This window comes from Amycolatopsis kentuckyensis (genome assembly GCF_002155975.1).
Classification (GTDB): domain Bacteria; phylum Actinomycetota; class Actinomycetes; order Mycobacteriales; family Pseudonocardiaceae; genus Amycolatopsis; species Amycolatopsis kentuckyensis.
Genome location: NZ_MUMI01000356.1, coordinates 1 through 6495, shown reverse-complemented (window position 1 = coordinate 6495; position 6495 = coordinate 1). Strand labels below are relative to the sequence as shown.

Annotated in this window: 7 protein-coding genes and 1 pseudogene; 4 read left to right on the top strand and 4 right to left on the bottom strand. The window is 72.8% G+C overall.

What is annotated here, in order from left to right; genetic code table 11:
* Positions 1 to 381, top strand: a 381-nt coding sequence (locus CCN39_RS30905) for an HAD family hydrolase (RefSeq protein ID WP_143264218.1), incomplete at its 5' end; no start/stop codon positions are given.
* Here CCN39_RS30905 and CCN39_RS30900 read toward each other — a convergent pair.
* Positions 374 to 991 carry a class I SAM-dependent methyltransferase gene (locus tag CCN39_RS30900; protein WP_086847924.1) on the bottom strand — a complete coding sequence of 206 codons (618 nt, stop codon included), beginning with the start codon at positions 989 to 991 and terminating at the stop codon, positions 374 to 376. The two genes, CCN39_RS30905 and CCN39_RS30900, sit on opposite strands and share 8 nt — an antisense overlap.
* Before the next feature lie 25 nt (positions 992 to 1016).
* Positions 1017 to 1490, bottom strand: coding sequence for a carboxymuconolactone decarboxylase family protein (locus CCN39_RS30895; RefSeq protein ID WP_086847922.1), 474 nt, complete (start codon positions 1488 to 1490; stop codon positions 1017 to 1019).
* 155 nt (positions 1491 to 1645) lie between these two features.
* Between CCN39_RS30895 and CCN39_RS30890 the strand changes: the two genes are divergently transcribed.
* On the top strand, positions 1646 to 2524 hold the full coding sequence (locus CCN39_RS30890; protein ID WP_086847920.1) for an RNA polymerase sigma-70 factor: 879 nt from the start codon (positions 1646 to 1648) through the stop codon (positions 2522 to 2524).
* A gap of 1 nt (position 2525) precedes the next feature.
* Here the strand turns inward: CCN39_RS30890 and CCN39_RS30885 are convergent, their stop codons facing one another.
* Positions 2526 to 3230, bottom strand: a complete 705-nt coding sequence (locus CCN39_RS30885; protein ID WP_086847918.1) for an alpha/beta fold hydrolase — start codon at positions 3228 to 3230, stop codon at positions 2526 to 2528.
* 122 nt (positions 3231 to 3352) lie between these two features.
* Between CCN39_RS30885 and CCN39_RS30880 the strand changes: the two genes are divergently transcribed.
* A complete protein-coding gene (locus CCN39_RS30880; protein WP_086847916.1) occupies positions 3353 to 3910 on the top strand; it encodes a TetR/AcrR family transcriptional regulator in 558 nt (185 codons plus the stop codon).
* A gap of 101 nt (positions 3911 to 4011) precedes the next feature.
* Positions 4012 to 6012, top strand: a complete 2001-nt coding sequence (gene ligD / locus CCN39_RS30875; RefSeq protein ID WP_086847926.1) for a DNA ligase D — start codon at positions 4012 to 4014, stop codon at positions 6010 to 6012.
* A 3-nt stretch (positions 6013 to 6015) separates the two neighbouring features.
* Here ligD and CCN39_RS51260 read toward each other — a convergent pair.
* Positions 6016 to 6495: pseudogene (locus CCN39_RS51260) on the bottom strand (hypothetical protein); the annotation flags it as partial.

Below are 6495 nucleotides of genomic sequence, written 5' to 3'. Positions count from 1 at the left end.
CGCGAGCTGGCCGGGCGCGGGGTGCGCGTGGTTCTGGCGACGTCGGCGGGGCCGGACGAGCTCGACGTGCTGCGCAAGGTTCTCGACGTCGACGACGTGGTCGCCGGCATCGTGTCCGGCGACGACGTCGAAGCGACGAAGCCCGATCCCGAGCCGGTGTTCGCCGCGCTCGACAAGGCGGGGACGGCGCCGGAGGAAACGATTTTCGTCGGCGACGCGGTCTGGGACGTCCACGCCGCCACCAAGGCCGGCGTGCGCACGGTCTCGGTGCTTTCCGGCGGCGTCGGCGCGGCGGAGCTGACCGACGCCGGCGCGGTGGCGGTCTACAACGACGCCGCGTCGCTGCTCACCCGGCTGGACGAAAGCGTGCTGATCAGCTGACCTCGCCCGCGACCAGTCGTTCCACCAGGCCGAGCTTGAACCGCTCCCGCCGCCGCACCGGCAGCCCGAGTGCCTCGACGAGCTTCAGCGGCCGCCGCCGGAAGTGCTCGCCGGCCAGCGGGACGCTCGCCAGCTCGAGCAGCCACTGCACACCCCGGACGAGCCGCGACGACGACGTCACGTGGTCGACCAGGATCAGCCGCCCGCCCGGGCGCAGCACCCGGACCATCTCGCCGACCGCGGCCGCGGGATCGGGGATGGCGCAGAGGCCGAACGTGCACAGCACGGTGTCGAAGGACGCTTCGGGGAACGGCAGTTCGTGGGCGCTGCCCTGGCGGAGCGTCACCGGGCGGCCGAGCCGCCGGGCCCGGTCGCGGGCGATGGCGAGCATCCCCTCGCTGAGGTCGAGGCCGGTGAGCGTCACCTCCGCCGGGTAGCACGGGAGGTTCAGCCCGGTCCCGATCGCGACCTCGAGCACCTCGCCGACGGCCTGGCCGCAAGCCCACTCCCGCGAGTCGCCGAAGAGACGGCGGTCCCAGACGCCCATCTCCGCGTCGTAGGTCGTGGACTTGCGGTCCCAGTACCGACGCCACCGCTCCGCCTTCGTCATGTCCCCCAGCGAAGCACGGACGGCGTCAGCCGAACATGCCCGGCTCGTACGCGCCGCCCTGCTGGTGGACGATCACCGCGAGCCGGTTGGCCGAGTTCATCTGCGCGACCAGGGCGATCAGCGCGGCGACCCGGTCGTCGTCGTAGTGCTTGCGGACCCGGGCCCAGGTGTCGTCGGAGACACCGGGAGCGGCGTCGGCGATCCGGGTGCCCTCCTCGGCCAGCGCGAGCGCCGCTTGCTCGGCCTCGGTGAACACCGTGGCCTCGCGCCAGGCCGCGACCAGGTTGATCCGCACGGCGGACTCCCCCGCGGCCGCGAGCTCCTTCGTGTGGATGTCGACGCACCAGCCGCAGCCGTTGATCTGGCTGACGCGCAGCGACACCAGCTCCTGGGTGACCTTTTCCAGCGGTGACTGGATGATCGCCAGGCTCGCGGTGCCGAAGCGCTTGGCGAACCTGGCGCCGATTTCGTTGTCGGTCAGGGTGAACCGGGGTTCCATGCTGTCGTCCTCACTGTGTGCGTTGCGAACGACCACGAGATGCCGGCGACCCCGCACCCCGTGACACCCCGGGCGGGTGACAGCGATCACTGTCACACCGTGGCGCCGGCCGGCATCTGGAGGGGGAACCCGCGAACGACCAGAGGAGCCGCTCCATGGCCGACCCCGCCACCGAAGCCTTCGTCGCCCACCGCACCCTGCTGTTCACCGTCGCCTACCAGCTGCTCGGCTCGGCCGCCGACGCCGAGGACGTCCTGCAGGAGACGTGGCTGCGGTGGGTGGACGTCGACCTCGCCGCGGTGCGGGACCAGCGCGCGTACCTGGTCCGGATCACCACCCGCCAGGCGCTGATGCGGCTGCGGGCGCTCGGCAGGCGCAAGGAGTCCTACGTCGGGCCGTGGCTGCCGGAGCCGCTGCTGACCACGCCCGACGTCGCCGAGGACGTCGAGCTGGCCGACAGCGTGTCGATGGCGATGCTGCTGGTCCTGGAGACGCTCGGGCCGGCCGAGCGGGCGGTGTTCGTGCTGCGCGAGGTGTTCGACGTCGGCTACGACGAGATCGCCGAAGCCGTCGGCAAGAGCCCGGCTGCGGTGCGGCAGATCGCGCACCGGGCCCGCTCCCACGTCGCCGCCCGCCGGCCGCGCGGGGCCGTCTCGCCGGCGGCGACCCGGGACGCCCTGGAAGCGTTCCGGCGCGCCACCGAGACGGGCGACCTGCGGGACCTGCTCGACGTCCTCGCGCCGGACGTCGTGTTCCTCGGCGACGGCGGCGGGGTCGTGCAGGCGGTGCTGACGCCCGTCACCGGGGCCGAGGACGTGGCCCGCCTGCTCGCCGGCGGCCTGGGCAACCTCGCCGTGGGCACGCTCGAGGCCGCCCAGGTCAACGGCTACCCGGCGCTGATCCTCCGTCGCGGCGGCCAGGCCGACACGGTCCTGGCGGCCCGCATCGACGACGGCCTCGTGACCGGGATCTACGCCGTGCGCAACCCGGAGAAGCTGTCCCGCCTCGACGAGGCGAGGACGCTCTGCCGCTGACTCAGCCGACGTGCGCCGCGGCGGCCAGGATGACCTCGGCGACGACCTCCGGCTGCGACACCGCGACCGCGTGCGAGGCGTCGATCCGGCGGACCGTCGAGGACGCGCGCTCGGCCATGAACTCCTGCGCCTGGGCCGGGATCGCGTTGTCCTGGTTGGCCACCAGCGTCCACGACGGCAGCTTCGACCACGCCGGGGTGCCCTCGAACGGCGCCGCGAGGGCCTGCTGCGCGACCGGCCGCTGGGTCACGGCCATGATCGCCGCGGTGGCCGCGGGGACGTCGGCGGCGAAGACCTCGGCGAAGTCCCCGGGCTTGATCGACAGCTCGGGCTCGCCGTCGTGCACCAGCACGTTCGTGGTCTCCGGGCCGAGCTTGGCGCCCGGGTAGCGGCCGGACAGCTCGAACACGCTCTCGCCCGCGTCGGGCTGGAAGGCGGCGATGTAGACCAGGGCCTGGACGTTCGGGGCGTCGGTGGCCGCGCGGGTGATCAGCGCGCCGCCGTAGGAGTGGCCGGCCAGGACCACCGGGCCGTCGACGCTGCCGACGACGTCCTTCACGTAGGCCGCGTCCGACTCGACGCCCCGCAGCGGGTTGGCCACCGCCAGGACCGGATAACCCTGCTCCTGCAGCTTCGCGACGACCCCGGTCCAGCTGGACGAGTCGGCGAACGCGCCGTGGACCAGGACGATGGTGGGCTTGCTCATGGCTGGCTCCTTCAGAGAGAACGATCGGTCTTTCTGCTAGCTACTCTGGACCGTCCGGGCCGCCGTGGCAATGTGACGTAGCCGATCTGGCAGAACGATCGGTCTTTCTCTAAGCTGCGGGGATGAGGACTGCCGAGCCGCACCCGAAGGACCGGCTGCTCGCGACCGCCTCCCGGCTCTTCTACGCCGAGGGCATCCACGCCGTCGGGGTGGAGCGCCTGGTTTCCGAGGCGGCCGTGACCCGGGCGACCTTCTACCGCCACTACCCGACGAAGGATGACCTGGTCGCCGCCTACCTCGCCGAGACCAGCCGCCAGATCCGCGCGGCCGTCGACGCGGCGCGGGCGGGCCGGCCCCCGCGCGAGGCGCTGGCCGAAACCCTCGCCGTGGTCGGCGACGCGACCTGCGGGCAAGACTTCCGGGGCTGCCAGTTCCTCAACGCCGCCGCCGAGTACCCCGACCCGGAGAACCGGGTCCGCCAGGTCATCGACGACCACCGGCAGTGGTTCTTCGGCGTCCTGCGCGACCAGGCGGCGGACGCCGGCCACCCGGACCCGGAGCACGCGGCGCGCGTGCTCGTCCTGCTGCGCGACGGCGCCCTGCACGGCGGCGAACTCGACGACGCCGAGAAGGTCCGCGCGACCCTGCGCCGGGCCGTCGACGACTTCCTGCCCGCCTGAGGACCGCGCCGAACAGGCGTTCAAGCCGCTTTCACCTGCACAAATCCGGCTAATCTAGGCCGAACGGGTTACCTTGGGCACCGAAGGTGACGGAGGTCGACATGGCGGCAGACGACGCATCGCTCGTCCCGGCCTGGCTGGAGCCGATGCTCGCCAAGGCCGACGGCGGCCGGCTGCGCACCGGCCCGGAGTGGGCCTACGAGTACAAACTGGACGGTTACCGGGCGGCCATGCGGATCGCCCCGGACGGCACCACCGTGCTCACCAGCCGCAACAACATCGACTTCACCGCGGAGTTCGCCGACCTCGAAGGCGTGCTCGCCCCCGCGCTGGACGGCCGCGCCGCCTACCTGGACGGCGAGGTCGTCGTCTACGGCGAAGACGGCCGGATCGACTTCGAGCTGATGCAGGAGCGCCGCGGCCGCTACGTCCGGCACCAGAGCGGGCCGAAGGGGCTCGAGTTCACCGACGTCCCGGTCCGGTTCCTGGCGTTCGACCTGCTCCGGCTCGGGGACCGGAGCCTCCTGACCGCGCCGTACGACGAGCGCCGCGGTTTGCTGGCCGAGCTGCCGATGCCGGATCCGTACCGGATTTCGGTGGTCCGCGCGGTCACCTTCGACGAGCTCGCCGCCGACCGCCGCACGCCCGCGGACTTCCTCGCCCACGCCGCGTCCGCCGGGTACGAAGGGGTGGTCGCGAAACTGCGTTCGTCGGCCTACCACCCCGGGCAGCGGCCGGATTCGTGGCTCAAGCACCCGCTGGTCCGGACGCAGGAGGTGATCGTCTGCGGCTGGCGGCCGGGGCAGCGCAGCTTCACCGGCACCCTCGGCGGGCTGCTGCTGGGCGCGCACGACCCCGCCACCGGCGACCTCGTCTACATCGGCGACGTGGGCACCGGGTTCACCCAGGCTTCGCGCGCCGACCTGCAGGCGCAGCTGGAGGCGATCGAGCGGCGCACGCACCCGTTCGTGACGACGCCGCCGCGGGAGGACACCGTCCGCGCCCGCTGGGTGGAGCCGCGTCTGGTGGGCGAGATCGTCTACCGCCAGTTCACCCGTGGGGGCCGGGTCCGGCACACCGCTTGGCGGGGTTTGCGCCAGGACAAGGAGCCGGCCGAGGTGCTGGCGCCGCGGGCGGTTCCGCACGCACCCGCCGGCGCGCCTTCGCCCTCGCCCTCGCGCTCGCCTTCGTCCTCGCCTTCGTCCGAGCCGGCGGGGCAGCGGATCACCGTCCAGGCCGGCGACCGGCGGCTCACGCTGTCCAATTTGGACAAGGTGCTGTACCCGGCGGCCGGGTTCACCAAGGGCGAGGTGATCAACTACTACTCCCGCGTCGCGGCGGTGCTGCTGCCGCACCTGGCCGGCCGGCCGGTCACGTTCATCCGCTACCCGAACGGCGTCGATGGTCAGAAGTGGTTCGAGAAGAACGTCCCGAACGGCGCCCCGGACTGGCTGCGCACGGTGCGCCTGGCCGGCACGGGCGGCACGATCGACTACCCGCTCCTGGACGACCTGCCGGGCCTGGTGTGGGCGGCGAACATGGCGGCGCTCGAGCTGCACGTTCCCCAGTGGACGGTGGAGTCGGGCACCCGCCGGCCCCCGGATCGGCTGGTGTTCGACCTCGACCCGGGCCCGGGCACGACGATCGTCGACTGCTGCCGGGTGGCGGAGCGCCTCCACGACGTCCTGGCGGCGGACGGGCTGACCCCGTACGCGAAGACGTCGGGGTCCAAGGGGATGCAGCTCTATTGCGGAATCCGCACGGACGACCCGTCGGCCCCCTCGGCGTACGCGAAGCGGCTCGCCCAGCGCCTGGCCGCGGAGACACCGGACTCGGTGACGGCGGTGATGGCGAAGGCCCGCCGAACGGGCCGGGTGTTCATCGACTGGAGCCAGAACAACCCGGCGAAGACCACGGTGGCCCCGTATTCACTGCGCGGCCGCGACCACCCGACGGCGTCCACACCGGTGACGTGGGACGAGGTCCGTGCATGCCGCCACGTCACGCACTTGACCTTCACGGCCGACGAGGTGCTGGACCGGATCGAGGAGCACGGCGACCTGCTCGCCGGGTTGGGCAAGGACAGCGCGCCACTGGGGTGACGGTCAGCGCCGTCCCAGGAGACGCTTGAGCTTGCCGACGAGTCCACCAGGCATCCGATCGGGAGGCGGTGAGGTTTCTTCCGCCGGGGCCACGGCTTCCAGGCTGGTATTGGGGTGGGCTTGCGGAGCCCCGGAGGGTTCCGGCGCGACGACTTCGGCCTCCTCGGCCCGGAGCGCATGCTTCGGCTGCTGGGGGATTTCGGAGGTCCGCGGTTCGGGAGCCCGCACCTCGGTCGGTTGTGCCTGCGCCACCGGGGAACCGGGCGCCCGGGAGTGCTCCGGCGCCGATCCGGCCATCGGCCGCGCCGCTGCCATCGGAACCGCAGCCGCCGGAACTTGGCCCGCCGCACTCGGCGAACCGGCTGCTTGCGCCACATCCCGCGGGGCCGCCGGAACCTGCCCCGCCGCACTCGGCGAACCGGCTGCCTCCGCCCCATCCCGCGGATCCACCGGAACCTCGGCGGACACCCCGGCCTGCTGCCC

Excerpts from the sequence above, each read along its gene's own strand:
- CCN39_RS30900 (WP_086847924.1), bottom strand. The coding sequence starts at position 991 with ATGACGAAGGCGGAGCGGTGGCGTCGGTACTGGGACCGCAAGTCCACG.
- CCN39_RS30895 (WP_086847922.1), bottom strand. The coding sequence starts at position 1,490 with ATGGAACCCCGGTTCACCCTGACCGACAACGAAATCGGCGCCAGGTTC.
- CCN39_RS30890 (WP_086847920.1), top strand. The coding sequence starts at position 1,646 with ATGGCCGACCCCGCCACCGAAGCCTTCGTCGCCCACCGCACCCTGCTG.
- CCN39_RS30885 (WP_086847918.1), bottom strand. The coding sequence starts at position 3,230 with ATGAGCAAGCCCACCATCGTCCTGGTCCACGGCGCGTTCGCCGACTCG.
- CCN39_RS30880 (WP_086847916.1), top strand. The coding sequence starts at position 3,353 with ATGAGGACTGCCGAGCCGCACCCGAAGGACCGGCTGCTCGCGACCGCC.
- ligD (WP_086847926.1), top strand. The coding sequence starts at position 4,012 with ATGGCGGCAGACGACGCATCGCTCGTCCCGGCCTGGCTGGAGCCGATG.